The 20,987-nt window shown below is 60.3% G+C and carries 25 protein-coding genes; 17 read left to right on the top strand and 8 right to left on the bottom strand.

The window, feature by feature from the left end; all coding sequences use genetic code 11:
- Window positions 1-6: 6 nt before the first annotated feature.
- Window positions 7-285, bottom strand: a complete 279-nt coding sequence (locus VLA07_RS05035) for a hypothetical protein (RefSeq protein ID WP_007967709.1) — start codon at window positions 283-285, stop codon at window positions 7-9.
- Window positions 286-479: 194 nt separating this feature from the next.
- Between VLA07_RS05035 and VLA07_RS05030 the strand changes: the two genes are divergently transcribed.
- Complete coding sequence (locus tag VLA07_RS05030) at window positions 480-686, top strand: hypothetical protein (protein WP_333989072.1); 207 nt, start codon at window positions 480-482, stop codon at window positions 684-686.
- A 192-nt stretch (window positions 687-878) separates the two neighbouring features.
- On the opposite strand, the gene VLA07_RS05025 is transcribed toward VLA07_RS05030, so the two are convergent.
- The gene (locus VLA07_RS05025; RefSeq protein WP_003228101.1) at window positions 879-1,463 is read right to left on the bottom strand and encodes a YajG family lipoprotein; all 585 of its coding nucleotides are present in this window, start codon (window positions 1,461-1,463) and stop codon (window positions 879-881) included.
- A 205-nt stretch (window positions 1,464-1,668) separates the two neighbouring features.
- Between VLA07_RS05025 and VLA07_RS05020 the strand changes: the two genes are divergently transcribed.
- Window positions 1,669-1,902, top strand: coding sequence for a hypothetical protein (locus VLA07_RS05020; protein ID WP_333988539.1), 234 nt, complete (start codon window positions 1,669-1,671; stop codon window positions 1,900-1,902).
- A gap of 709 nt (window positions 1,903-2,611) precedes the next feature.
- Window positions 2,612-4,120: a malate dehydrogenase (quinone) gene (gene mqo / locus VLA07_RS05015; RefSeq protein ID WP_333988538.1), complete on the top strand. Its 1,509-nt coding sequence runs from the start codon at window positions 2,612-2,614 to the stop codon at window positions 4,118-4,120.
- Window positions 4,121-4,302: 182 nt separating this feature from the next.
- On the opposite strand, the gene VLA07_RS05010 is transcribed toward mqo, so the two are convergent.
- The 3 genes from VLA07_RS05010 to VLA07_RS05000 all read right to left on the bottom strand — a co-directional run bounded on the left by VLA07_RS05010 (window position 4,303) and on the right by VLA07_RS05000 (window position 5,868).
- The gene (locus VLA07_RS05010; RefSeq protein ID WP_247268104.1) at window positions 4,303-4,590 is read right to left on the bottom strand and encodes a PA4642 family protein; all 288 of its coding nucleotides are present in this window, start codon (window positions 4,588-4,590) and stop codon (window positions 4,303-4,305) included.
- 63 nt (window positions 4,591-4,653) lie between these two features.
- A complete protein-coding gene (locus VLA07_RS05005) occupies window positions 4,654-5,133 on the bottom strand; it encodes a hypothetical protein (RefSeq protein WP_096797273.1) in 480 nt (159 codons plus the stop codon).
- Window positions 5,134-5,310: 177 nt separating this feature from the next.
- Window positions 5,311-5,868, bottom strand: coding sequence for a hypoxanthine-guanine phosphoribosyltransferase (locus VLA07_RS05000; RefSeq protein WP_016987197.1), 558 nt, complete (start codon window positions 5,866-5,868; stop codon window positions 5,311-5,313).
- A 161-nt stretch (window positions 5,869-6,029) separates the two neighbouring features.
- On the opposite strand from VLA07_RS05000, the gene upp reads away from it, so the two are divergent.
- Together upp and VLA07_RS04990 are read left to right on the top strand one after the other, a co-directional pair.
- Window positions 6,030-6,668 (top strand): uracil phosphoribosyltransferase, encoded by a 639-nt coding sequence (gene upp, locus VLA07_RS04995; RefSeq protein ID WP_003228118.1) that lies wholly within the window; start codon window positions 6,030-6,032, stop codon window positions 6,666-6,668.
- 2 nt (window positions 6,669-6,670) lie between these two features.
- Window positions 6,671-7,945: a uracil-xanthine permease family protein gene (locus VLA07_RS04990; protein ID WP_003228120.1), complete on the top strand. Its 1,275-nt coding sequence runs from the start codon at window positions 6,671-6,673 to the stop codon at window positions 7,943-7,945.
- Window positions 7,946-8,063: 118 nt separating this feature from the next.
- Here VLA07_RS04990 and hemH read toward each other — a convergent pair whose 3' ends face one another.
- Both hemH and VLA07_RS04980 read right to left on the bottom strand, forming a co-directional pair.
- On the bottom strand, window positions 8,064-9,089 hold the full coding sequence (hemH, locus tag VLA07_RS04985) for a ferrochelatase (protein ID WP_333988537.1): 1,026 nt from the start codon (window positions 9,087-9,089) through the stop codon (window positions 8,064-8,066).
- A 13-nt stretch (window positions 9,090-9,102) separates the two neighbouring features.
- Window positions 9,103-10,005: a TIGR01777 family oxidoreductase gene (locus tag VLA07_RS04980; protein WP_333988536.1), complete on the bottom strand. Its 903-nt coding sequence runs from the start codon at window positions 10,003-10,005 to the stop codon at window positions 9,103-9,105.
- A 197-nt stretch (window positions 10,006-10,202) separates the two neighbouring features.
- Here VLA07_RS04980 and VLA07_RS04975 point away from each other — a divergent pair, with 197 nt between their 5' ends.
- The 12 genes from VLA07_RS04975 to VLA07_RS04920 all read left to right on the top strand — a co-directional run bounded on the left by VLA07_RS04975 (window position 10,203) and on the right by VLA07_RS04920 (window position 20,295).
- Window positions 10,203-11,189, top strand: a complete 987-nt coding sequence (locus VLA07_RS04975) for an NAD(P)/FAD-dependent oxidoreductase (protein WP_007967686.1) — start codon at window positions 10,203-10,205, stop codon at window positions 11,187-11,189.
- The gene (locus VLA07_RS04970) at window positions 11,186-11,401 is read left to right on the top strand and encodes a TIGR02450 family Trp-rich protein (RefSeq protein WP_027612220.1); all 216 of its coding nucleotides are present in this window, start codon (window positions 11,186-11,188) and stop codon (window positions 11,399-11,401) included. Before VLA07_RS04975 ends, VLA07_RS04970 begins: the two co-directional genes overlap by 4 nt.
- Before the next feature lie 188 nt (window positions 11,402-11,589).
- On the top strand, window positions 11,590-12,552 hold the full coding sequence (locus VLA07_RS04965) for a YbgA family protein (protein WP_027612221.1): 963 nt from the start codon (window positions 11,590-11,592) through the stop codon (window positions 12,550-12,552).
- Window positions 12,552-13,493 (top strand): MerR family transcriptional regulator, encoded by a 942-nt coding sequence (locus VLA07_RS04960; RefSeq protein ID WP_096797277.1) that lies wholly within the window; start codon window positions 12,552-12,554, stop codon window positions 13,491-13,493. The genes VLA07_RS04965 and VLA07_RS04960 overlap by 1 nt, the downstream gene beginning before the upstream one ends.
- 11 nt (window positions 13,494-13,504) lie before the next feature.
- Window positions 13,505-14,950, top strand: coding sequence for a deoxyribodipyrimidine photo-lyase (phrB, locus tag VLA07_RS04955; protein ID WP_333988535.1), 1,446 nt, complete (start codon window positions 13,505-13,507; stop codon window positions 14,948-14,950).
- On the top strand, window positions 14,943-15,365 hold the full coding sequence (locus tag VLA07_RS04950; protein ID WP_027612224.1) for a nuclear transport factor 2 family protein: 423 nt from the start codon (window positions 14,943-14,945) through the stop codon (window positions 15,363-15,365). The genes phrB and VLA07_RS04950 overlap by 8 nt, the downstream gene beginning before the upstream one ends.
- The gene (locus VLA07_RS04945) at window positions 15,362-16,144 is read left to right on the top strand and encodes an SDR family NAD(P)-dependent oxidoreductase (RefSeq protein WP_027612225.1); all 783 of its coding nucleotides are present in this window, start codon (window positions 15,362-15,364) and stop codon (window positions 16,142-16,144) included. Before VLA07_RS04950 ends, VLA07_RS04945 begins: the two co-directional genes overlap by 4 nt.
- Window positions 16,141-17,388, top strand: coding sequence for an NAD(P)/FAD-dependent oxidoreductase (locus VLA07_RS04940; RefSeq protein WP_333988534.1), 1,248 nt, complete (start codon window positions 16,141-16,143; stop codon window positions 17,386-17,388). The genes VLA07_RS04945 and VLA07_RS04940 overlap by 4 nt, the downstream gene beginning before the upstream one ends.
- Entirely contained in the window at window positions 17,385-18,200 is an 816-nt protein-coding gene (locus VLA07_RS04935) for a DUF1365 domain-containing protein (RefSeq protein WP_333988533.1), read from the top strand. Before VLA07_RS04940 ends, VLA07_RS04935 begins: the two co-directional genes overlap by 4 nt.
- The gene (locus VLA07_RS04930) at window positions 18,187-19,452 is read left to right on the top strand and encodes an SAM-dependent methyltransferase (protein ID WP_096797281.1); all 1,266 of its coding nucleotides are present in this window, start codon (window positions 18,187-18,189) and stop codon (window positions 19,450-19,452) included. The genes VLA07_RS04935 and VLA07_RS04930 overlap by 14 nt, the downstream gene beginning before the upstream one ends.
- Window positions 19,445-19,936: a DUF2878 domain-containing protein gene (locus VLA07_RS04925; RefSeq protein ID WP_333988532.1), complete on the top strand. Its 492-nt coding sequence runs from the start codon at window positions 19,445-19,447 to the stop codon at window positions 19,934-19,936. The genes VLA07_RS04930 and VLA07_RS04925 overlap by 8 nt, the downstream gene beginning before the upstream one ends.
- A gap of 53 nt (window positions 19,937-19,989) precedes the next feature.
- On the top strand, window positions 19,990-20,295 hold the full coding sequence (locus tag VLA07_RS04920) for a YkgJ family cysteine cluster protein (RefSeq protein WP_007967664.1): 306 nt from the start codon (window positions 19,990-19,992) through the stop codon (window positions 20,293-20,295).
- A gap of 133 nt (window positions 20,296-20,428) precedes the next feature.
- On the opposite strand, the gene VLA07_RS04915 is transcribed toward VLA07_RS04920, so the two are convergent.
- The gene (locus tag VLA07_RS04915) at window positions 20,429-20,947 is read right to left on the bottom strand and encodes an acyloxyacyl hydrolase (protein ID WP_027612230.1); all 519 of its coding nucleotides are present in this window, start codon (window positions 20,945-20,947) and stop codon (window positions 20,429-20,431) included.
- Between the last annotated feature and the right edge of the window lie 40 nt (window positions 20,948-20,987).

Genomic DNA, 20,987 nt, shown 5'->3' with positions numbered 1-20,987 from the left:
TTCGCTTCAGAAGCGGGTGCTGATCCAGGAGACGATCAGGGCCAGGCCAAGGCAGGCAAAACCGAAGCGGTAGAAAAAGCGGTTCATGCGCAACGTCGCCCAATCCAGAATCGGTTCGGCGTTGGGTTGGGCCTGGCGTTGCGCGGCGATGCTGGCCATGGCGCGTTGTTCACGACGGCGGGTCGCGTGCAGCAGCCAACTGCCGGGGAAGGCCAGGGCCAGCGCCAGCAGGTTGATCAATTTGGCGGGATGGGCGGTAAACAGCGTCATCAAGTGCAGCGACATCACAGACCTCGGAACTGAATCGGTGTGGCAGGCGCCAGATCGACGACCGCGGCGCGGATTCTACCGAAACACGCCTCCACTACCCTACCCTTTGCGACAAATAACCTGACAATCGACCGATGGCTGTCCTGTGTCACGGCATCGTCATTTACATCGGCCACCATGCGCGCCTCGAAACACACATGGAACGCGACATGCTGCACGCCGAAAACCAGGATCGCCTGTACCTCATCACCCCGACCGACGAACAACAAAGCCTCGTCGGCAGCCTCTCCTTCAATGTTCAGGATCGCCACTGGCTGGTGTATTGCGCCCTCGGCGGGCATCAGCATGCGGATTTGCCGGAGACGGATTTGCTGACCGGTGTGAGTGTCCTCGACTTCTACTCCCAGGCTGCCTGACACACGCCTGTCCCTGTGGGAGGGGGCTTGCTCCCGAAGACTGAGTGTCAGTCGACTTCTGAGTTGACTGATCCACCGCTTTCGGGAGCAAGCCCCCTCCCACAGTTGTATGAGTATTCAGATAAATTGTGTGGCCACAAAAAAGCCCGGAGCCATCACTGGCGCCGGGCTTTTTCACATCAACCGCACAGCTTACTCGGCGAGGATCTGACCCACGGTCGGGTCCTTGAACAGGCGAGTCAACGCATCGCTCAACACGTCGCTGACCAGCTTGGTGTTGGTTTCCTGGTTCGGCGCCATGCCGAAGCGCTGGTCCAGCGAAGCGCCGTAGCGGCCGCTGTAGCGACGGTTGCCGCTCTGCACGTCGGAGCGGAAGGTCGCGCCGATCGTGGCTTCGGTCACGTACATGCCTTCTTTCGGCGACTGGTACTTCAGCTCGGTCAGGGTCACGGTCAGTTGCGGCGCGTTCATCCCGTTGCTGGTCGGGGTGAAGCCGAGCAGACGTACGGCGGCTTCAGCCTGCGCCTGCAACTTGGGCAGGATCTGCTCGCGCTGCACGGTGATCGCGCTGGTTTCCGGGTACAGGCCGCCGCGGGTGCCGAGGGTTGGCGACGGACGACCGTCAACCACACGCACCACCACTTGCTGGCCATGGCCGACCGGGGCCAACTGCGTGGTCAGCTTCGGTTCCGGGCTCAGTTGTTGCGGGCTGTGGGCGCAGCCAACCAGGGTCAAACTGGTCACAGTGATCAAACCGAACAACAGGCGTTGCAACATGCTCTTTTCTCCAGAATCAGGCACAAACAGGCCGGCAGTATAGCGGTGGGCCACTGCGGGTCACCAGCACCCGACAGTGAATACTCAAATGTCTGACCCAGCCGTGGGAATGCGGTTCCTGTCACAGATTGTTCACCGCCCATACACCTCGGCGTCACGGCCGCCAGGCAAGCTTCAAACCAGTCCTCCAACAAGGTACTCGGCCATGCGTTATCTGATCTCGTTGTTCGCCCCACGCCCACTGCACCGCAGTTTTGCCCTGCTCGATCGCAACGGTCATTGCCAGGCATTCAAGCAGTGCAGCCTGCAACCGATGGGCGATGGCTGGGTGGAAATCGAAGAAATCCGCCTCAACTGGTTGCACAAGCCACTGCCCGCCAGCGCCCGCGTCATAGCGTCGCAGCCCCGCGCACGCGTGCAAGCGATGTTGAGCATCTGACCGGATGCCTAATAAAAGTCATTAAACACGAGCAACTGCCCGCATTTCTTCGATACAATCTCCCCCCGATTATAAGGACGTCTCCTGATCGGGCCCCGCAACACCGTCAATGCGCATGCATCGACACCCAAATCGCCCACAGAGAGCCGCCCACACAGATCGAGTGAAGTTGGCGCGCTTGCCTGTTCTTCCGGCAAAAACCCCGCTTTTCGCGAATCTGCAGAGCTGTCATGACGCTCGGCCACCGCGTTGTTTTGCCCTTGCGGGCAGGGTGCCAGGCCTGGACAGCCCTTTTTTGAGGTTCACGTCTTCAAAAGAGCGTGAAAAAAACGGGTTTTCACAACTTCACAAGAGTGTGGCGAGCAAATGAAAAGTTTTGCGTCTGAACATGCACCATTAGCGTCTGAAACAGCCCAACGACACAGGACCGGGTATACCTCGAACATCGGAGCCTGAAGCCTGTCCGCTACGGATTTGGTTGCACAAAAACGGATGTCTCGACCATAAGTCGAATTGCCAGCCGCGTGCTGAAATGAGTTCATGGAGCTCTTGAAGCCAGGCCGCATGCATCCGTCGAAGTTGCGAAAAATTGCGAAGATTCGGACATGACGAACCTGACCATGGGTATCCGGGGCGCAACTGACCTGCCCCGTCACTCCCTGGCAGCCATGCCGACAATTTGGTGCTGCAGATTTTGGAGACGCGTTAAATGGCGCATAACGAAGCAGTCGACGTAGTTCTGGTTGGGGCCGGCATCATGAGTGCCACCCTGGCAGTACTGCTCAAAGAGCTCGACCCGGCGATCAAGCTGGAAGTCGTCGAGTTGATGGATTCCGGTGCTGCGGAGAGTTCCAACCCGTGGAACAACGCCGGTACCGGCCACGCCGGCCTGTGCGAGCTGAACTACACGCCGCAGGCAGCCGACGGCAGCGTCGACATCAAGAAAGCCGTGCACATCAACACCCAGTTCGAAGTGTCCAAACAGTTCTGGTCGTACCTGACCAAGAAAGGCACCTTCGGCTCGTGCAAATCCTTCATCAGCCCGGTGCCGCACCTGAGCTTCGTTCAGGGTGACAAAGGCGTGTCGTTCCTCAAGGAACGCTTCAACGTGCTGCACAAGCACCACGCCTTCTCCGACATGGAATACACCGAAGACAAGGCCAGGATGGCCGAGTGGATGCCGCTGATGATGCCGGGCCGCTCGCCGGACGAAGTCCTGGCCGCTACCCGCGTGATGAATGGCACCGACGTCAACTTCGGCGCCCTGACCAATCAGTTGCTCAAGCACCTGACCAGCGCACCGGACACCCAGGTCAAATACTGCAAGCGCGTCACCGGCCTCAAGCGTAACGGCGCCGGCTGGACCGTCAGCATCAAGGACGTCAACAGCGGCGCCAGCCGTGAAGTCGACGCCAAGTTCGTCTTCCTCGGCGCTGGCGGCGCGGCTCTGCCATTGCTGCAGGCTTCGGGCATCGAAGAAAGCAAAGGCTTCGGCGGATTCCCGATCAGCGGGCAATGGCTGCGTTGCGACAACCCGGAAGTGGTCAAGCACCACCAGGCCAAGGTCTACAGCCAGGCTGCAGTCGGTTCGCCACCAATGTCGGTGCCGCACCTGGACACCCGTGTGGTCGATGGCAAGAAATCCCTGCTGTTCGGGCCATACGCCGGTTTCACCACCAAGTTCCTCAAGCACGGTTCCTTCATGGACCTGCCGCTGTCGGTTCGCGCCAGCAACATCGGCCCGATGCTGGCAGTGGCGAAGAACAACATGGACCTGACCAAATATCTGGTCAGCGAAGTGATGCAATCGATGGAGCAGCGTCTGGAATCCCTGCGCCGCTTCTACCCGGAGGCGAAAGCCGAGGACTGGCGCCTGGAAGTGGCCGGCCAACGGGTACAGATCATCAAGAAAGACCCGAAAAAAGGCGGCATCCTGCAATTCGGTACCGAACTGGTTGCGGCGAAAGACGGCTCCCTCGCCGCCCTGCTCGGCGCTTCGCCAGGTGCTTCGGTGACCGTTTCGATCATGCTCGAGCTGATCGAGAAATGCTTCCCGGCCAAGGCCAAGGGTGAGTGGGCGGCCAAACTGGCGGAGATCTTCCCGGCCCGCGAGAAGGTTCTGGAAACCGATGCTGCGCTGTATCGCAAGATCAACACGCAGAACAACATCGCCCTGGAACTGGTTGAAGAAAGCAGCGAGCCCCCAAGCTTCGCTTGATCTTGCGGCATAAAAAACGCCCCGTACTCGGTGAGTGCGGGGCGTTTTTTTTATGGCCAGTATTTGAAACACTGACCTCTGTGGCGAGGGAGCTTGCTCCCGCTTGAGTGCGCAGCGCTCACAAGAGTTTGGGGCCGCTGCGCAGCCCGGCGGGAGCAAGCTCCCTCGCCACAGGGATGGTGTTAGGCGCGGGATTTTTCGATCAGTTCGATATAGTCCGGGGCATTGCGCTGATCGGCGATCAGGTCAACGAAGGTCTTGCCGTGCTCATCCTCGCCATCCACGTCGTAACCGGCAGCCACGAAGAACGTCAGGAAGCGCTCGAAATCGTCGATGCGCAGGCCACGGTAGGCCTTGATCAGTTTGTGCAGCGACGGCGAAGTGGCGTCGACCGGTTCAAAATCGAGGAACAGCTTGATCTGCTCATCGCCGATCTCGTCACCAATCACCTGTTTCTTATCTTTACGCATTGCCGACTCCAGCTCGCAGACATTACACGGGGCGGGCAGTTTACCCCTGCCCTGCCACCCGGCTCAACGCGAACGAACGGCCCCGGTGTGCAGATCAGCCCAGATGTGGCCGTTGGCATAACTGAGGAACTGTACATACACGGTGTCGTTGCGCAGCAAATCGATCACCACCCGGTACTGGGCCAGCGGGTAATACAGGGTCAGGGTCTTGCTCTTGTCGTCGTAAACCGGTTTTTTCAGGCTTTTGCTTTCGCCATCGAAATTGACCAGCACCTGGGCGATGGTTGCGCCCTTGTTCAACGACTTGCCCTTGAGGCGGATCATCAGCGGCGATGTGACCGGAATCGGCTGCTGATTGGACTGGCGTTGCGCTCCGACCACCACCGAATAATCGGTGACTTGCAGCAATTGTTGCTGCTCGGGTTCGGCATCGCGCAGCGTCAGGTCATCCGGCGGCAGGAATTGACTGTGCATCGGCGCCGCAGACAGCGGCAGACTGAGGGCCAGCAACAAGGCGGCTAGGCTGCGGATCAAGAGGCTCATGAAAGGCTCCGGGGGCGGGGCCGAGCACTCTAGCATGGGGAACGCGGATGGATCAGCACACACAAAACAACTGTGGGAGCGAGCCTGCTCGCGATAGCGTCGTATCAGTCAACATCAACATTGCTGACAGACCGCTATCGCGAGCAGGCTCGCTCCCACAAGGGATAGCGCGGGGTCTTACATGCCTTTAACGGCAAAGATCCCGTTGGCGTTGCGCCAGTAACCTTTGTAGTCCATGCCGTAACCGAAGATGTAGCGGTCAATGCACGGCAGGCCGACGAAGTCTGCCTTCAGATCAGGACGCGCCTTGCGGTCGTGATCCTTGTCGATCAGCACGGCGGTGTGCACTTTGCGCGCGCCGGCGTGTTTGCAGAAGTCGATGATCGCGCCCAGGGTGTGACCTTCGTCGAGGATGTCGTCGATGATCAGCACGTCGCGGTCGATGAACGAGACTTCCGGCTTGGCTTTCCAGAACAGGTCGCCGCCGCTGGTTTCGTTGCGATAACGGGTCGCGTGCAGGTAGGAAGCTTCCAGCGGGAATTGCAGGTGAGTCAGCAGTTTTCCGGAGAAAATCAGGCCGCCGTTCATCACGCAGAACACCACCGGGTTGCTGTCGGCCAGTTGTTCGTTGATTTGTGCACCGACGCGGGCGATGGCGGCCTCGACTTCAGATTCGGTGTACAGGCAGTCAGCCTCTCGCATGATTTGACGGATATGCTCGAGATCAGCGGACATGGCGCTCTCCAGGGGGATGTTTTCGGAAAAGCGGGCAAAGGTACGCATCCCGTGAGGTCGAATCAAGCCTTAATGGACTAACGTACTCAATGTCCTATAGGACATCACCCTCGGATAGATTAATCTAGGCCGGTTTTTTTGCCCGCCGCCGGAGTTTTTCCATGCCCATCCTCGAGATCCGCCACCCGCTGATCCGCCATAAACTCGGCCTGATGCGCCGCGCCGATATCAGCACCAAGAATTTCCGTGAGCTTGCTCAGGAAGTCGGCGCCCTGTTGACCTATGAAGCTACAAAAGATCTGCCGCTCGAATCCTACGATATCGCAGGTTGGTGCGGCACTGTGTCGGTGGAGAAAATCGCCGGCAAGAAGATCACCGTCGTGCCGATCCTGCGCGCCGGCATCGGCATGCTCGAAGGCGTGCTGAGCCTGATCCCGGGTGCCAAGGTTTCTGCTGTGGGCGTTGCCCGCAATGAAGAAACCCTGCAAGCACACACTTATCTGGAAAAACTGGTTCCGGAAATCGACGAACGGCTGGCGATGATCATCGACCCGATGCTCGCCACCGGCAGCTCCATGGTCGCGACCATCGATCTGCTGAAGAAAGCCGGTTGCAAGGACATCCGCGCAATGGTGCTGGTGGCCGCGCCGGAAGGCATTGCCGCTGTGGAACAGGCTCACCCGGACGTGACCATCTACACCGCTTCCATCGATGAGCGTCTGAACGAACACGGTTACATCATCCCAGGGCTTGGCGATGCCGGTGACAAGATCTTCGGTACCAAGCAGAAGGACGCGTGAGCATGCAGCAAGAGTTCAACGATCCGCTCTGGCGCACGGTGCTGTCCGGCGCCCAGATGCTGTTCGTGGCTTTCGGCGCCCTGGTGCTGATGCCGCTGATCACGGGTCTTGACCCGAACGTGGCACTGTTTACCGCGGGTCTGGGGACGATCCTGTTCCAGATCGTCACCGGGCGTCAGGTGCCGGTGTTCCTCGCGTCGAGCTTTGCCTTCATCACCCCGATCATTCTCGCCAAGGGCCAGTTCGGCCTCGCCGCGACCATGGGCGGCGTGATGGCAGCCGGTTTCGTCTACACCTTCCTCGGCCTCGCCGTGAAAATCAAAGGCACCGGTTTCATTGACCGGCTGCTGCCGCCAGTGGTCATTGGTCCGGTGATCATCTCGATCGGTCTGGCCATGGCGCCGATTGCCGCGAACATGGCGATGGGCAAGGCGGGTGACGGTTCCGAGCTGATCCACTACCAGACCGCGATGATGATCTCGATGCCGGCCCTGCTGACCACGTTGATCGTGGCGGTGTTCGGTAAGGGCATCTTCCGTCTGGTGCCGATCATTTCCGGGGTGCTGGTCGGTTTTGCCATGTCGTTCTATTTCGGTGTGGTCGATACCGCGAAGATTGCGGCGGCGCCATGGTTCGCCCTGCCACACTTCACCGCGCCGGAGTTCAACTGGCAGGCGATCCTGTTCATCGTTCCGGTGGCGCTGGCTCCGGCCATCGAGCACATCGGCGGCGTGATCGCGGTGGGTAGCGTGACCGGACGCGACTATCTGAAAAAGCCTGGCCTGCATCGCACCCTGCTCGGTGACGGCATCGCCACCACGGCGGCCGGTCTGTTTGGCGGCCCGCCGAACACCACCTACGCCGAAGTGACCGGCGCGGTGATGCTGACCAAGAACTACAATCCGAAAATTATGACCTGGGCGGCGATCTTCGCCATCACCCTGGCGTTCATCGGCAAGTTCGGCGCGCTGCTGCAAAGCATTCCGGTGCCGGTGATGGGCGGGATTCTTTGCCTGCTGTTCGGCTCGATCGCGGCAGTGGGGATGAACACTTTGATCCGTCACAAGATCGACCTCGGTGAGGCACGCAATCTGGTGATCGTTTCGGTGACCCTGGTGTTCGGTATCGGCGGTGTGCTGGTCGGCACCGGCACTGGCCCGGACGACTTCGGCCTCAAAGGCATCGCGCTGTGCGCGGTGGTGGCGATTGCGCTGAACCTGATTCTGCCGGGCAATGATGGCTGGAAGAACAAGAAGGCGGATGAGCCGCTGATCTAAGGATCTGGATGCTTGTTGTCTGACAGATAGCTTTCGCGAGCAAGCCCGCTCCCACAGGTGATCTTCAGCGTACCGAAGATCAAATGTGGGAGCGGGCTTGCTCGCGAAGCTTTTGGCTTTAAAGCGCTAGCGGCGCTCGTTCACACAGGGTCGCCAACGCCTTCGCCCATTGCGGGTCGTCATTCAGGCACGGCACCAGCACCAACTCCTCGCCCCCCGCTTCGCGGAACTGTTCCTTGCCGCGATCACCGATCTCTTCCAGCGTCTCGATGCAATCGGCGACAAACGCCGGGCACATCACCAGAATCTTCTTCACCCCGCTTTGCGCCAACTCGTCCAGCCGCGCTTCGGTGTAGGGTTCGATCCACTTCGCCCGCCCCAGACGCGACTGAAACGACACCGACCATTTGCCATCGGCAATGCCCGCGCGCTTGGCGAACTCGGCGGCGGTGCGTATGCACTGGGCGCGGTAACAGGTGGCCAGGACTGCCGGCGAGGCATTCTTGCAGCAATCCTCGTTTTTCAAGCAGTGACTGCCGGTCGGATCGAGCTTGGTCAGGTGCCGCTCCGGCAAGCCATGGAAGCTCAGCAGCAAGTGATCGTAGTCCTGCTGCAAATGCGGGGTAGCGCTGGCGACCAGCGCGTCGATGTACTCAGGCTGATCGTAAAACGGTTGCAACACTGAAAGCTGCACATCGAGTTTGTTCTCGCGAATCACTCGCTTGGCTTCTTCGATCACCGTGGTCGTGGTGCTGTCGGCGAACTGTGGATACAGCGGTGCCAGCGTGATGCGCTTGTGCCCCGCCGCCACCAGTTGCAGCAATTTGGTTTCAATCGACGGCTCGCCATAACGCATGGCCAGTTCCACCGGGCCGTGGATCCACTGGGTGGTCATCTGCTGCTGCAGACGACGGCTGAGCACCACCAGCGGCGAGCCCTCCTCCCACCAGATCGAAGCGTAGGCATGGGCCGATTGCTCGGGGCGCTTGATCAGGATCAGCGACACCAACAGCCGCCGCACCGGCCACGGCAGGTCGATCACATACGGGTCCATCAGAAATTGATTGAGGTAGCTGCGTACATCGGCCACCGAGGTGGAGGCCGGGGAACCCAGGTTGACCAGAAGCAAGGCGTGATCGGTCATGCATCGTCCTATTTCAAAGGCGGCCGGAGAGATCATCCAAAGCCGCGCGCAAATCCGTGAACTGGAAAGTGAAACCCGCTTCCAGCAAGCGTGCCGGCACGGCCCGTTGGCCACCCAGCAACAGCAATGACATTTCGCCAAGCCCGACCTTCAGCGCCAGGGCCGGCATCGGCATGAACGCCGGGCGGTGCAATACGCTGCCCAGCGTCTTGGCAAACTCGCGATTGCGCACCGGTTTCGGTGCGCAGGCATTATAAGGACCGCTCGCCTGATCGCGGTGCAGAAGAAAATCAATCAGGGCGATTTGATCATCGATGTGAATCCACGGCATCCACTGCCGGCCATTGCCCAACGGCCCGCCCAGCCCGAGTTTGAACGGCAGCAACAGCCGCGACAAAAAGCCGCCCTCGGCCGACAGCACCAGCCCGGTGCGCACCAGCACCACGCGAACTCCCAGGCCTTCGGCACGCTGGGCGGTTTCCTCCCAGGCAATGCACAACTGACTGGCAAAATCGTCAATCACTGGCGGTGAATCTTCGGTCAGCTCGCGTTCGCCGCCGTCGCCGTACCAGCCAACAGCAGAACCGGAGATCAGCAACGCCGGTTTCTGCTGCCGTGCTTCCAGCCAGGCCAGCAGGGTTTCGGTGAGGGTGATGCGGCTGCTCCACAGCAACGCCTTGCGCCGATGGGTCCATGGCCGATCCGCGATCGGTGCACCGGCCAGGTTGACCACCGCGTCCAGCGGCTCGTTGCCGAAGTCTTCGAGACGCGCAATTGCACGCACCTGCGCGCCACAGATTTTCGCGACCTTTTCCGGGCGTCGACTCCACACCGTCAATTGATGGCCCTGCCCCGACCAGTGTCGGCAGAGCTGACGGCCTATCAAACCAGTACCGCCGGTCAGCAATATGCGCATGACTTCTTCCTCGCGTGGCGTTTTACCCGGATCACTAGTCTATTTTTATAAGCAGGGATCTTTTCTATCGGGCAGGCTCTATTGTTTAACCATAGGCCAAGCTGTCAGAACGAGAACGCTAGAAGTTATACCAAAAAACAAAATTGTACAGGTTTCATTGACGGCGTAGTCTGTACAGAAAGGTAAACGAGGCCCCTATGACTGTACCTATCGCAATCATCGGCACCGGCATCGCCGGACTCTCCGCCGCGCAGGCGCTGACAGAGGCCGGACACACCGTCCAGCTCTTCGACAAAAGCCGCGGCAGTGGCGGACGCATGTCGAGCAAACGCAGCGACGCCGGTTCGCTGGACATGGGCGCGCAATACTTCACCGCCCGCGACCGGCGGTTCGTCACCGAGGTGCAACGCTGGCAGAGCTTGGGCTGGGTAGCCGAGTGGACGCCGCAGCTCTACACCTTTCAGGGCGGGCAACTGAATCTGTCGCCGGACGAACAGACGCGCTGGGTCGGCACGCCACGCATGAGTGCGATCACCCGGGGTTTGCTCGACGGTCTGGAAGTGCACTTCGCCTGCCGCATCACCGAGGTGTTTCGCGGTGAAGAACACTGGCATCTGCAGGACGCCGAAGGCTTCACCCACGGTCCCTTCAGTCACGTGGTGATTGCAACGCCAGCGCCGCAAGCCACGGCGTTGCTGGCTGCCGCACCAAAACTCGCTGGCGCCGCCGCCGGGGTGAAAATGGACCCGACCTGGGCCGTCGCCCTCGCCTTCGATACGCCACTGGATACACCGATCGAAGGCTGCTTCGTGCAGGACAGCCCCATCGACTGGCTGGCACGCAACCGCAGTAAACCGGGGCGCGATACCACCTGCGACACCTGGGTGCTGCACGCCAGCAGCGCCTGGAGTCGGCAACACATCGACCTGTCCAAGGAAGCGGTCATCGAGCAACTGCACGGTGCATTCGCCGAACTGCTGCACAGCGCGATGCCCGCTCCGACTTTCAGCCTCGCCCACCGCTGGCTCTACGCACGCCCTGCGACCGGCCACGAATGGGGCACGCTGGCCGACGCCGATCTGGGCTTGTACGCCTGCGGCGACTGGTGCCTGTCGGGGCGTGTCGAAGGGGCCTGGCTCAGTGGCCAGGAAGCTGCACGCCGCTTGCACGAACACCTGCAATGAATCGCATCAATCCGCAAAAATTGCTGCTGTCGAAGTGGACAGCAGCCCACCCGCAAAACCGCGAAAAACATTTTCTGGTCACCGAACTGTTCCGGGATGAGGAAGGCACGGTGCTGGAGATTGAGTTGCAGGCGGTGCTGACCAAGCGCGCCGAACGCCTCGATTGGCAGACGTTGAAGAACAATGATCACTGGTTACTGGGCTGGCAATAAAGATCCTGTAGGAGTGAGCCTGCTCGCGATGGCGTCGCATCATTCAACATCAATGCTGCCTCCCACAGTCGATCGTGGTAAACCTGGAAAAACTTATACAAATGAGTTGACTTGTACACGCATGAATCTATGCTGAGGAAAAGTTGTACAGAGATAAATATCTGTACAGGAATAGATTCGAGGTGTGCATGTCCGATCTTTCTGCTTCCCGGCCAAAAATCGCCATCAGCGCCTGCCTGATGGGCGCCGAAGTGCGCTACAACGGCGGGCACAAGGAATCGCGGTTGTGCAGCCGCACCCTTGCCGAGTATTTCGAATTCGTGCCGGTATGTCCGGAAGTCGCGATTGGCCTGGGCATCCCGCGCGAACCGATCCGCCTGGTTGGCGATCCCGATGCTCCTGAAGCTATCGGTACGGTCAATCCGCAAATCAATGTCACCGAACCACTGGCAGCCTACGGGCAGAAAATGGCCGGCGAGCTCAATGACATCTGCGGCTATATCTTCATGCAGCAGTCGCCTTCGTGCGGTCTGGAGCGGGTCAAGGTCTATCACGCCAACGGCGCGCCGGTGAACGGCGGCGGCCGTGGCATCTACGCTCAGGCGTTCTGTGCGCAGCACCCTGACCTGCCGGTGGAAGAAGCCGGACGCCTGAACGATCCGGTGTTGCGGGAAAACTTCATCACCCGCGTGCTCGCCTACAGCGCCTGGCAGCAGGTGCTCGAACAAGGCTTGAGCCGCCGCGCACTGACCGAATTCCACTCACGCTACAAATACCTGCTGATGGCACACAACCCTGAGCAATACAAAGCCTTGGGCAAACTGCTGGGCAACATGGCCAAGACCGATCCGGTCGAACTCGGCCCGCGCTATTTCAGCGAGTTGATGAGCGCGTTGAAGAAATGCGCTACCCGCCGCACCCACAGCAACGTGCTGCAACACATCAGCGGCTACCTGAAACAGGCGATCAGCCCGGAAGACAAACAGGAAATGCAGCATGTCATCGGCCAGTACCGCCACGGCATCGTGCCGCTGGTGGTGCCATTGACTCTGCTCAAACACCACTTTCGCCAACACCCGGATCCGTACATTGCGCGGCAGGTTTACTTGCAGCCGCATCCGGAAAACCTCAGCCTGCGAAACGCCATTTGATGAACGACAAACTCGACACCAGCGCCCAGGAAGACCTGGGTGCCGACTTCAAGAAAGCCCTCGACGAGGGCTGGCTGCCGATCCGCGAAGTAGCGCGGCAGACCGGGGTCAACGCCATCACCCTGCGCGCCTGGGAGCGCCGTTACGGGTTGATCGTGCCGCAGCGCACGCCCAAGGGCCATCGCCTGTATTCCAGCGAACATGTGCAACGAATCCTGACCATCCTGACCTGGCTTAATCGAGGCGTGGCTGTCAGTCAGGTCAAACCGTTGCTCGATGCTCCGCAAGCCTTTACCGAGACGGTGGAAAACGACTGGCAACGGCAGCGCCAGTCCTTGCTCGGCGCCGTCATCCAGCTCAATGAGCGCAACCTCGACGATAGCATCAACCAGGCCATGGCCCTGTACCCGCCACGCACCCTGTGCGAGCAATTACTCCTGCCGCTGCTGGCCGAACTCGAGCAGCGCTGGCAAGGCCAGTTCGGCGCACAGATGGAACGGGTGTTCTTTTATTCCTGGTTACGCAGCAAATTCGGCGCGCGCATCTACCATAACAATCGGCAATTACACGCTGCGCCGTTGCTGCTGATCAATCACTCGGACCTGGCACTGGAACCGCACCTGTGGCTATGCGCGTGGCTGATCAGCAGCGCCGACTGCCCGGTGCAAGTGTTCGACTGGCCGCTACCGGCCGGAGAACTGGCGCTCGCGGTCGATCATCTGCAAGCGCGGGGAGTGCTGCTGTATTCCAGCAAGGCGATGAATCTGGCGCAGCTGCCAAAACTGCTGAATGGCATCGGCACTGCAAAAATGCTCGTCGGACCAACGGTATGCATCCACCAGACCGAGTTGTCCGTAAGAACCCCTGAGATCGCTGATCTGATCCTGGCCGAAGACCCGCTCTCGGCACATCAGGAACTGGTTCAGCGTGGGCTGATTTAATGGAAACCGCGATGCAATTGATCTGGCTGCGCAGCGACCTGCGCCTACATGACAACACCGCCCTCGCGGCCGCCGCAGCGCGCGGCCCGACGGTTGCCGTGTATCTGTTGAGCCCGCAGCAATGGCTGGAACATGACGACGCCGCGTGCAAGGTCGACTTCTGGCTGCGCAACCTGCGTGAGCTGAGCAGTCGCCTCGGCGAGCTGAACATCCCGTTGCTGCTGCGCACCGCCAATCATTGGGATCAGGCCCCGGCGGTGCTGCTCGAACTTTGTGTGCAATTGAATATTCAAGCTGTGCACGTCAACGAAGAATATGGCATCCACGAAAGCCAGCGCGACGCCGCGGTGGCGGTGGCCCTGAAGACCAAAGGCATCGCTTTCCACAGCTACCTTGACCAACTGCTGTTCAAGCCTGGCACGGTACTGACCAAAACCGAAACCTACTTTCAGGTGTTCAGCCAGTTCCGCAAGGTCTGCTATGAACGCCTGCACCGCTCGATGCCGGCGCTGGTCAAGACGCCCGGCAAACAGGCAAAGCTGAACATCGACAGCGATCCGGTGCCGGCATCCGTCGCCGGTTTTGCAACGCCGAGCGAGTCTTTGCGCGAACTGTGGCCGGCCGGCGAACAGGAAGCCCGGCGCCGTCTCGACGCCTTCGCCGACGCGCAGATTGACTACTACCAGAGCGAACGCGACTTCCCGGCCAAACCCGGCACCAGTCAACTTTCCGCGTACCTCGCCGCCGGGGTGATCTCGCCGCGCCAATGCCTGCATGCGGCCCTGCAAAGCAATCAGGGCGAGTTCGACAGCGGCAAGGTCGGCGCGGTGACCTGGATCAACGAGCTGCTGTGGCGCGAGTTCTACAAACACATTCTGGTCGGCTACCCACGGGTTTCGCGCCACCGCGCATTTCGCCCGGAAACCGAAGCCCTGGCCTGGCGTGATGCGCCGGACGATCTGGCGGCCTGGCAAGAGGCGCGCACCGGTTTGCCAATCATCGATGCGGCCATGCGCCAACTGCTGGAAACCGGCTGGATGCACAACCGCTTGCGGATGATTGTGGCGATGTTCCTGACCAAGAATCTGCTGATCGACTGGCGTGAAGGCGAGCGCTTTTTCATGCGCCACCTGATCGACGGCGATCTGGCGGCGAACAACGGTGGCTGGCAATGGAGTTCTTCGACCGGCACCGATTCGGCGCCGTACTTCCGCATCTTCAATCCGCTGAGCCAATCGGAAAAATTCGACAGCGAAGGCCTGTTCATCAAGCACTGGCTGCCTGAACTGGCCGGCCTGAACAAGAAGGAAGTACACAACCCGGCCAGCGCCGGCGGACTGTTCGGCGTGGCGGATTATCCGGCGCCGATCGTCAATCTCGGGGCTTCGCGCGAACGCGCGCTGGCGGCGTTCAAGAACCTGCCGTCGCGCTCGTCTATGGAAGAAGTTCATGAGTGAATTCCTGCGCCGCTTCGCCCGCCAGTTCGCCGAGTTGAACAAAGACAACTTGCAACGTCTGGGCGAGCTGTACAGCGATGACATTCACTTCACCGACCCGCTGCATGAAGTGCAGGGGCTGGTGCAACTGCGACATTACTTCAGCGAGCTGTACGCCAACGTCAGCGAACTGCGCTTCGATTTCCACGGCTTCGACCAGATCGCTGACGGTGAAGGTTACCTGCGCTGGGTCATGAGTTACCGCCACCCGCGTCTGGCCGGTGGTCAATTGATTCGCGTCGCCGGGTGTTCGCACCTGCTGTGGCGGGACAAGGTTTATCGCCACCGGGATTATTTCGATGCCGGGGCCATGCTGTATGAACATTTACCCGTATTGGGCCGGGTGATCGCCTGGTTGAAAAGGAGAATGGGATGAGTCGTACACCTCCACGGCGTTATTGGCTGACCGGTGCCAGCAGCGGCATCGGCGCAGCACTGGCTGAAGAGATTCTGAAAAGCGGCGCGCATCTGGCTGTCAGTTCGCGTCAGGTGGCACCGCTCAAAGTGCTGTCGCAACGTTATCCGGGGCAAGTGCTGGTGGTGGCCGGCGACCTGACCAACAGTCAGACCGTGCGCGAAATCGGCCAGCAGATCGAACAGGCCTGGGGCTCGCTCGACAGCGTGATTCTCAATGCCGGCACCTGCGAGTACGTCGATGCGCGACAGTTCGATGCCTCGATCATCGAACATGTGGTGCGCACCAACCTGCTCGCCAGCAGTTACTGCATCGAAGCGGCCCTGCCGTTGCTGCGCAAAGGCACCGCGCCGCATCTGATCGGCATGGCCAGCTCAGTCACCTACCTGCCGCTGCCTCGGGCCGAAGCCTATGGCGCGTCGAAGGCCGGGCTGCGCTATCTGTTCGAATCGCTGCGGATCGATCTGGCCGTCGAGGGCATCGATGTCACCATCATCAGCCCGGGTTTTGTCGAAACCCCGCTGACCGCCAAGAATGACTTCCCGATGCCGTTGAGCTGGCCTGTGGATAAAGCGGCGCGGCACATCTTCGCCAAGCTCAAGGATCGTCCGCTGGAGATCGCCTTTCCCGCACTGTTCATGGCGGCGCTGTGGCCACTGTCGAAGCTGCCGGCGCGCCTGCAACTGGCGATCGGCAAGCGCATGGTGCGCAGCAACCCACCGCTGCGGGACCCGATATGAAGATTGCCATTGTCGGCAGCGGAATCGCCGGCCTGACCTGCGCTCACCTGCTCAATCGCCGACACGACATCACGGTGTTCGAGGCCAGCGACTGGGTCGGCGGTCACACGCACACCGTGCAGGTGACCGTCGATGGCCGCGAATATGCGGTGGACACTGGGTTCATCGTGTTCAACGACTGGACCTATCCGAACTTCATTCGATTGCTCGGCCAGATCGGCGTGTCGTTCAAACCGACGGAAATGAGCTTCTCGGTCACCGACCCGGACACCGGTCTGGAATACAACGGCAACAACCTCAACAGCCTCTTCGCCCAGCGCAGCAACCTGCTGTCCCCGGGGTTTTGGGGCATGTTGCGCGACATTCTGCGCTTCAATAAAGAAGCCCAGCGCGACCTCGCCGAACAACGCATTGCCGCCGATACCACGCTCGACGATTACCTCAAGGCTGGCGGTTATGGCGAACGTTTCATCCTGCATTACATCGTGCCGATGGGCTCGGCGATCTGGTCGATGCCGATGGCCGAGATGCTCAATTTCCCGCTGCAATTCTTTGTGCGCTTCTTCAAGAATCATGGCCTGCTGTCAGTCAGTGATCGCCCGCAATGGCAGGTGATCGAGGGCGGCTCCAGTGCCTACATTGCGCCGTTGACTGCGGCGTTCCACGACAAGATCCGCCTCAGTTGCCCGGTGACGCGCATTGATCGCGATGAACACGGCGTGGTTATCCACAGCCCGGCCGGCATCGAGCGTTTCGACAAAGTCGTGCTTGCCTGCCACAGCGACCAGGCCCTGCAATTGCTTGGCACGCCAAGCCAGGCGGAACGCTCGATCCTCGGCGCCCTGCCCTATGCCGATAACGAAGTCGTGCTGCATACCGATACCCGTCTGCTGCCGACCCGCAAACTGGCGTGGGCCAGCTGGAACTATCGCTTGAGCGGCGCCGGCCATACCCACGCGGCCGTCACTTACGACATGAACATCCTGCAGGGCATTCAGAGCGACACCACGTTCTGCGTCAGCCTCAATCAGAGCGCCGGGATCAGCCCGTTCAAGGTGCTCGCCAAATACACCTACGCCCACCCGCAATTCAGCCTCGCGGCTGTGGCGGCGCAATACCGCTGGGCCGAACTCGACGGTCAGCAGCACACCCATTATTGCGGCGCCTACTGGGCCAACGGCTTTCATGAGGACGGCGTGGTCAGCGCGTTGCGTGTGGCCGCCGCGCTCGGGGAAAGCTTATGAACAGCGCCCTGTACAGCGGCTGGATTGGCCATCGGCGCTTTTCGCCCAGACGCCACGAATTCCGTTACCGGATCGGTCTGTTGTACCTCGATCTGGCGGAACAGGACGCCGTGTTCGAACTGTCACCGTTTGCCAGTCGCAGCCGCTTTGCACCGTTTTCGTTTCGCGAAACCGACTACCTGAAAACCTTCACCGGCAGCGGCATGCGCCTGATCGATGCGGTGCGCCAGCAAGTCAGCGTCGCCATCGGCCATCAACCGCAGGGTTCGATCTGCCTGCTGACCCAACCGCGCAGTTGGGGTCTGGCGTTCAATCCGGTGAGCTTCTTTTATTGCCACGAGGCCGACGGGCAACTGGCGGCGATTCTCTGCGAAGTCACCAACACGCCGTGGCGCGAGCGTTATCACTACGTGCTGCCGGCCCGCACACCGACCGACCTGCAAGACTTTCACCAGCACTTCGCCGTGGCCAAGGCCTTTCATGTCTCGCCGTTTTTGCCGCGCGATCTCGAGTACCGCATGAGCTTCAGCCCGGCTGCGCAAAAGCTCGGCGTGCACATGGCCGACTGGCAGGGTGAGCACAAGCTGTTCGACGCCACGCTCAATCTGCAGCGCGCCCCCCTCGACCGCTCCAGTCTGCACCGCTACTTGCGACGTTTTCCGTGGATGACCGCGAAAACCTGCCTGGCGATTTATTGGCAAGCCGTGCGCCTGTTGCTCAAGCGTGCCCCGATTTTTGCTCATCAGGCTGCCGACGGCAGCTTTCAGATCGCCACTGTGCCTCCCAAGGAGCACCGCCATGAAATCCTCTAGCCTGTCGGTCAGTCGCTTCAGCACCAACGGTTTGACCGGTTCGCTGCTGCGTCGCGGCGTTTTGCGGCAACTCAGTCAGCTCAAACACGGGCAATTGCTGGTGGTCGAGGACGGCGAGCGCCTGATGTTCGGCACGCCGGGCAGCCACCTGCTCGGCGAAATCCATGTGCAGGATGCAGCGGTGTGGGGCATGGTCGCCGGCAACGGATCGATTGGTGCCGGCGAAGCGTTTATCCACGGTTACTGGAGTTCGCCGGACCTGACGGCGGTCGTGCGCGTGTTCGTCAGCAACCTCGACGTGCTCGACGCCATGGAGCGCGGTCTGGCCCGCCTCAGCCGGCCGCTGGTGCAAGGCCTGCACTGGCTCAACCGCAACACGCGCAAGGGGTCGCAGAAAAACATCGCGGCGCACTATGACCTCGGCAACGATCTGTTCGAACAGTTTCTCGACCCGACCATGATGTATTCGGCGGCGCAGTTCCTCAGTCCCGACGACAGCCTGGAACAGGCTCAGTTGAACAAGCTGGAACGGATCTGCCAGAAGCTCGCACTCAAGCCCGAAGATCATCTGCTGGAGATCGGCACCGGTTGGGGCAGCATGGCGCTCTACGCCGCGCAGCACTACGGCTGCCGTGTCACCACCACGACGCTGTCGAAAGAGCAGTACGCGTTTACCGCCAGGCGCATTGAAGCACTGGGGTTGCAGGATCGGGTAACACTGCTGCTCACCGACTACCGCGACCTCACCGGCGAATACGACAAACTGGTGTCGATCGAGATGATCGAAGCGGTCGGCCATCGCTTCCTGCCAACCTATTTCAAGCAATGCGCGCACCTGCTCAAGAGCAACGGCCTGATGCTGTTGCAGGCAATCACTATCCGTGAACAACGTTACGAGCAGGCCAAGCGCGGCGTCGACTTCATCCAGCGCTACATCTTCCCCGGCGGCGCCCTGCCCTGCGTGCAGAAGATGCTCGAAGTGGTCAGCCGCGAGACCGACATGAACCTGCTGCACATGGAAGACTTCGGCCTGCACTACGCCCGCACCCTGCGCCTGTGGCACGAAAACTTTCGCCGCGCCCATGGCCGTTTGAGCGAATTGGGTTACGACGATTACTTCCTGCGGCTGTGGGAGTTTTACCTGTGCTACTGCGAAGGCGGGTTTCTGGAGCGCACCATCGGCACCGCGCAACTGCTGCTGGCCAAACCGGCCGCGATGCCGGCGCCGTTGCTCGGACGCTTCGATGCTTGAGCGGCTGACCAATGCCGTGCTGTTCCAGGTCGGCTGGCTGGCCTGCGTGCTCGGCGGCGACAGTCTGTGGCTGCTGCTGGCGCTGGCGGTGTTGGTGATTCATCTGGGCTGGATCAGCAGTTGGGCGGCGGAAGGCCGTTTGATCCTCAGCGTGGTGCTTGTCGGTACAGCCGTAGACAGTCTGTTGCGCGTTGCCGGCGTGTTCGAATTCCAGGATTTGTCGCCACTGATTCCGCTGTGGCTGATGCTGCTCTGGGCCTTGCTCGCGACCACGTTGCGGCACTGCCTGCAATGGAGCGACCGCCCGTGGTGGCTGGCCAGCGGACTCGGTGCAGTGGGCGGCGCCGTGTCCTATTACGGCGGCGGACAGCTGGCCGGCGTGCAATTTCCTTACGGTGAAGTGCCAACCCTGATCGGCATCGGCCTGCTGTGGGCGCTGCTGTTTCCGCTGCTGCATGTCATGGCACGGCGCCTGAGCCACTGAGCGTCTGTCAGGCCTTTCACACAGCAACCGGTGGCTGCCTTACACTGCGCAGCATGAAAACCATTCCCCACCAGCAAATCACCGAGCCAGCGGTCACCTGTTCGACCTGCGCAGCGTGCTGTTGCCAGCTCGAAGTGATGCTGATCACCGACACCGGCGTGCCTGAGCGCTTTATCGATACTGATGAGTGGGGTGGTGAAGTGATGCTGCGTCTGGACGACGGCTGGTGCGCGGCGCTGGATCGCGACAGCATGATGTGCACGATCTATGAGAAACGTCCGCTGATCTGTCGCGAATTCGAGATGGGTGCACCGGAGTGCATTGAAGAACGCAAAGGCATTGCCACTGCTTACCGCTGATCTTTCAAGCAACACAAAACCAATGTGGGAGCGAGCCTGCTCGCGAAAGCGGTTCTTACAGTCAACATCTTCGTTGAATGAGAAATTGCTTTCGCGAGCAGGCTCGCTCCCACAAAGGTCAGGTTCGGATCTGTTACAGCGGCATCGTGTAATGCAGCGCGTAGCTTTCTACACCGTCGTTGCTGCTGGCCAGGCCGGCGTTGGAATAGTGCGTCGCCCGAATCCCCACTTCATGCCCGCCATTGAAGCGCAGACCAAAACCGATACGGTCTTCGAACTGGAAAGAGCCGCCGATGTTGTTGCTTTCATACTTGGTGTTGGAGAACGCTGCGACACCAATACCCGCCTCAACGTACGGCTTGACCGACTGACCGGCAAACTCGTAAACGAATACCGGGGAGAACGACAGGCTGTTGTTGCTGGAAGTCTTGTCACCTTCCCAGTAAGTGTAAGCGCCGCTCCAGTAACCGGTCAGGCGACCGACATCACTTTGCAGCCAGCTCTTGTCCCAATCGAAATTCATGCCCAGGCGATAAGTCATGGTCGAATCGCTGGTCGCACCCACTGCAAATTCAACACCTGCAGCTTGCGCGGTAATACTTTGCCCCATCAGTGCGGCCGCAATCGCGGCCAAGCAGAATAGTCGCTTCACTTTGAAACTTCCTTTTCCGGAACGATCGTTTGGTTTTCTA

This window comes from Pseudomonas sp. S3(2024), assembly GCF_036861315.1.
Classification (GTDB): Bacteria; Pseudomonadota; Gammaproteobacteria; order Pseudomonadales; family Pseudomonadaceae; genus Aquipseudomonas; species Aquipseudomonas putida_A.
The sequence above is the reverse complement of the archived record's forward strand: the minus strand, read 5'-3'. Positions and strand labels throughout refer to the sequence as shown.

What these genes read in the sequence shown, in the direction of transcription:
- VLA07_RS05035 (WP_007967709.1), bottom strand. Translation starts at nt 285, where the DNA reads ATGTCGCTGCACTTGATGACGCTGTTTACCGCCCATCCCGCCAAATTG.
- VLA07_RS04945 (WP_027612225.1), top strand. Translation starts at nt 15,362, where the DNA reads ATGAGTCGTACACCTCCACGGCGTTATTGGCTGACCGGTGCCAGCAGC.
- VLA07_RS04930 (WP_096797281.1), top strand. Translation starts at nt 18,187, where the DNA reads ATGAAATCCTCTAGCCTGTCGGTCAGTCGCTTCAGCACCAACGGTTTG.
- VLA07_RS05010 (WP_247268104.1), bottom strand. Translation starts at nt 4,590, where the DNA reads ATGCGTAAAGATAAGAAACAGGTGATTGGTGACGAGATCGGCGATGAG.
- VLA07_RS04935 (WP_333988533.1), top strand. Translation starts at nt 17,385, where the DNA reads ATGAACAGCGCCCTGTACAGCGGCTGGATTGGCCATCGGCGCTTTTCG.
- VLA07_RS04970 (WP_027612220.1), top strand. Translation starts at nt 11,186, where the DNA reads ATGAATCGCATCAATCCGCAAAAATTGCTGCTGTCGAAGTGGACAGCA.
- mqo (WP_333988538.1), top strand. Translation starts at nt 2,612, where the DNA reads ATGGCGCATAACGAAGCAGTCGACGTAGTTCTGGTTGGGGCCGGCATC.
- VLA07_RS04920 (WP_007967664.1), top strand. Translation starts at nt 19,990, where the DNA reads ATGAAAACCATTCCCCACCAGCAAATCACCGAGCCAGCGGTCACCTGT.
- VLA07_RS04960 (WP_096797277.1), top strand. Translation starts at nt 12,552, where the DNA reads ATGAACGACAAACTCGACACCAGCGCCCAGGAAGACCTGGGTGCCGAC.
- VLA07_RS04925 (WP_333988532.1), top strand. Translation starts at nt 19,445, where the DNA reads ATGCTTGAGCGGCTGACCAATGCCGTGCTGTTCCAGGTCGGCTGGCTG.
- phrB (WP_333988535.1), top strand. Translation starts at nt 13,505, where the DNA reads ATGCAATTGATCTGGCTGCGCAGCGACCTGCGCCTACATGACAACACC.
- VLA07_RS05025 (WP_003228101.1), bottom strand. Translation starts at nt 1,463, where the DNA reads ATGTTGCAACGCCTGTTGTTCGGTTTGATCACTGTGACCAGTTTGACC.
- VLA07_RS04940 (WP_333988534.1), top strand. Translation starts at nt 16,141, where the DNA reads ATGAAGATTGCCATTGTCGGCAGCGGAATCGCCGGCCTGACCTGCGCT.
- VLA07_RS04975 (WP_007967686.1), top strand. Translation starts at nt 10,203, where the DNA reads ATGACTGTACCTATCGCAATCATCGGCACCGGCATCGCCGGACTCTCC.
- VLA07_RS04965 (WP_027612221.1), top strand. Translation starts at nt 11,590, where the DNA reads ATGTCCGATCTTTCTGCTTCCCGGCCAAAAATCGCCATCAGCGCCTGC.
- VLA07_RS04980 (WP_333988536.1), bottom strand. Translation starts at nt 10,005, where the DNA reads ATGCGCATATTGCTGACCGGCGGTACTGGTTTGATAGGCCGTCAGCTC.
- VLA07_RS04950 (WP_027612224.1), top strand. Translation starts at nt 14,943, where the DNA reads ATGAGTGAATTCCTGCGCCGCTTCGCCCGCCAGTTCGCCGAGTTGAAC.
- VLA07_RS04990 (WP_003228120.1), top strand. Translation starts at nt 6,671, where the DNA reads ATGCAGCAAGAGTTCAACGATCCGCTCTGGCGCACGGTGCTGTCCGGC.
- VLA07_RS05005 (WP_096797273.1), bottom strand. Translation starts at nt 5,133, where the DNA reads ATGAGCCTCTTGATCCGCAGCCTAGCCGCCTTGTTGCTGGCCCTCAGT.
- upp (WP_003228118.1), top strand. Translation starts at nt 6,030, where the DNA reads ATGCCCATCCTCGAGATCCGCCACCCGCTGATCCGCCATAAACTCGGC.
- VLA07_RS05000 (WP_016987197.1), bottom strand. Translation starts at nt 5,868, where the DNA reads ATGTCCGCTGATCTCGAGCATATCCGTCAAATCATGCGAGAGGCTGAC.
- hemH (WP_333988537.1), bottom strand. Translation starts at nt 9,089, where the DNA reads ATGACCGATCACGCCTTGCTTCTGGTCAACCTGGGTTCCCCGGCCTCC.
- VLA07_RS05020 (WP_333988539.1), top strand. Translation starts at nt 1,669, where the DNA reads ATGCGTTATCTGATCTCGTTGTTCGCCCCACGCCCACTGCACCGCAGT.
- VLA07_RS05030 (WP_333989072.1), top strand. Translation starts at nt 480, where the DNA reads ATGCTGCACGCCGAAAACCAGGATCGCCTGTACCTCATCACCCCGACC.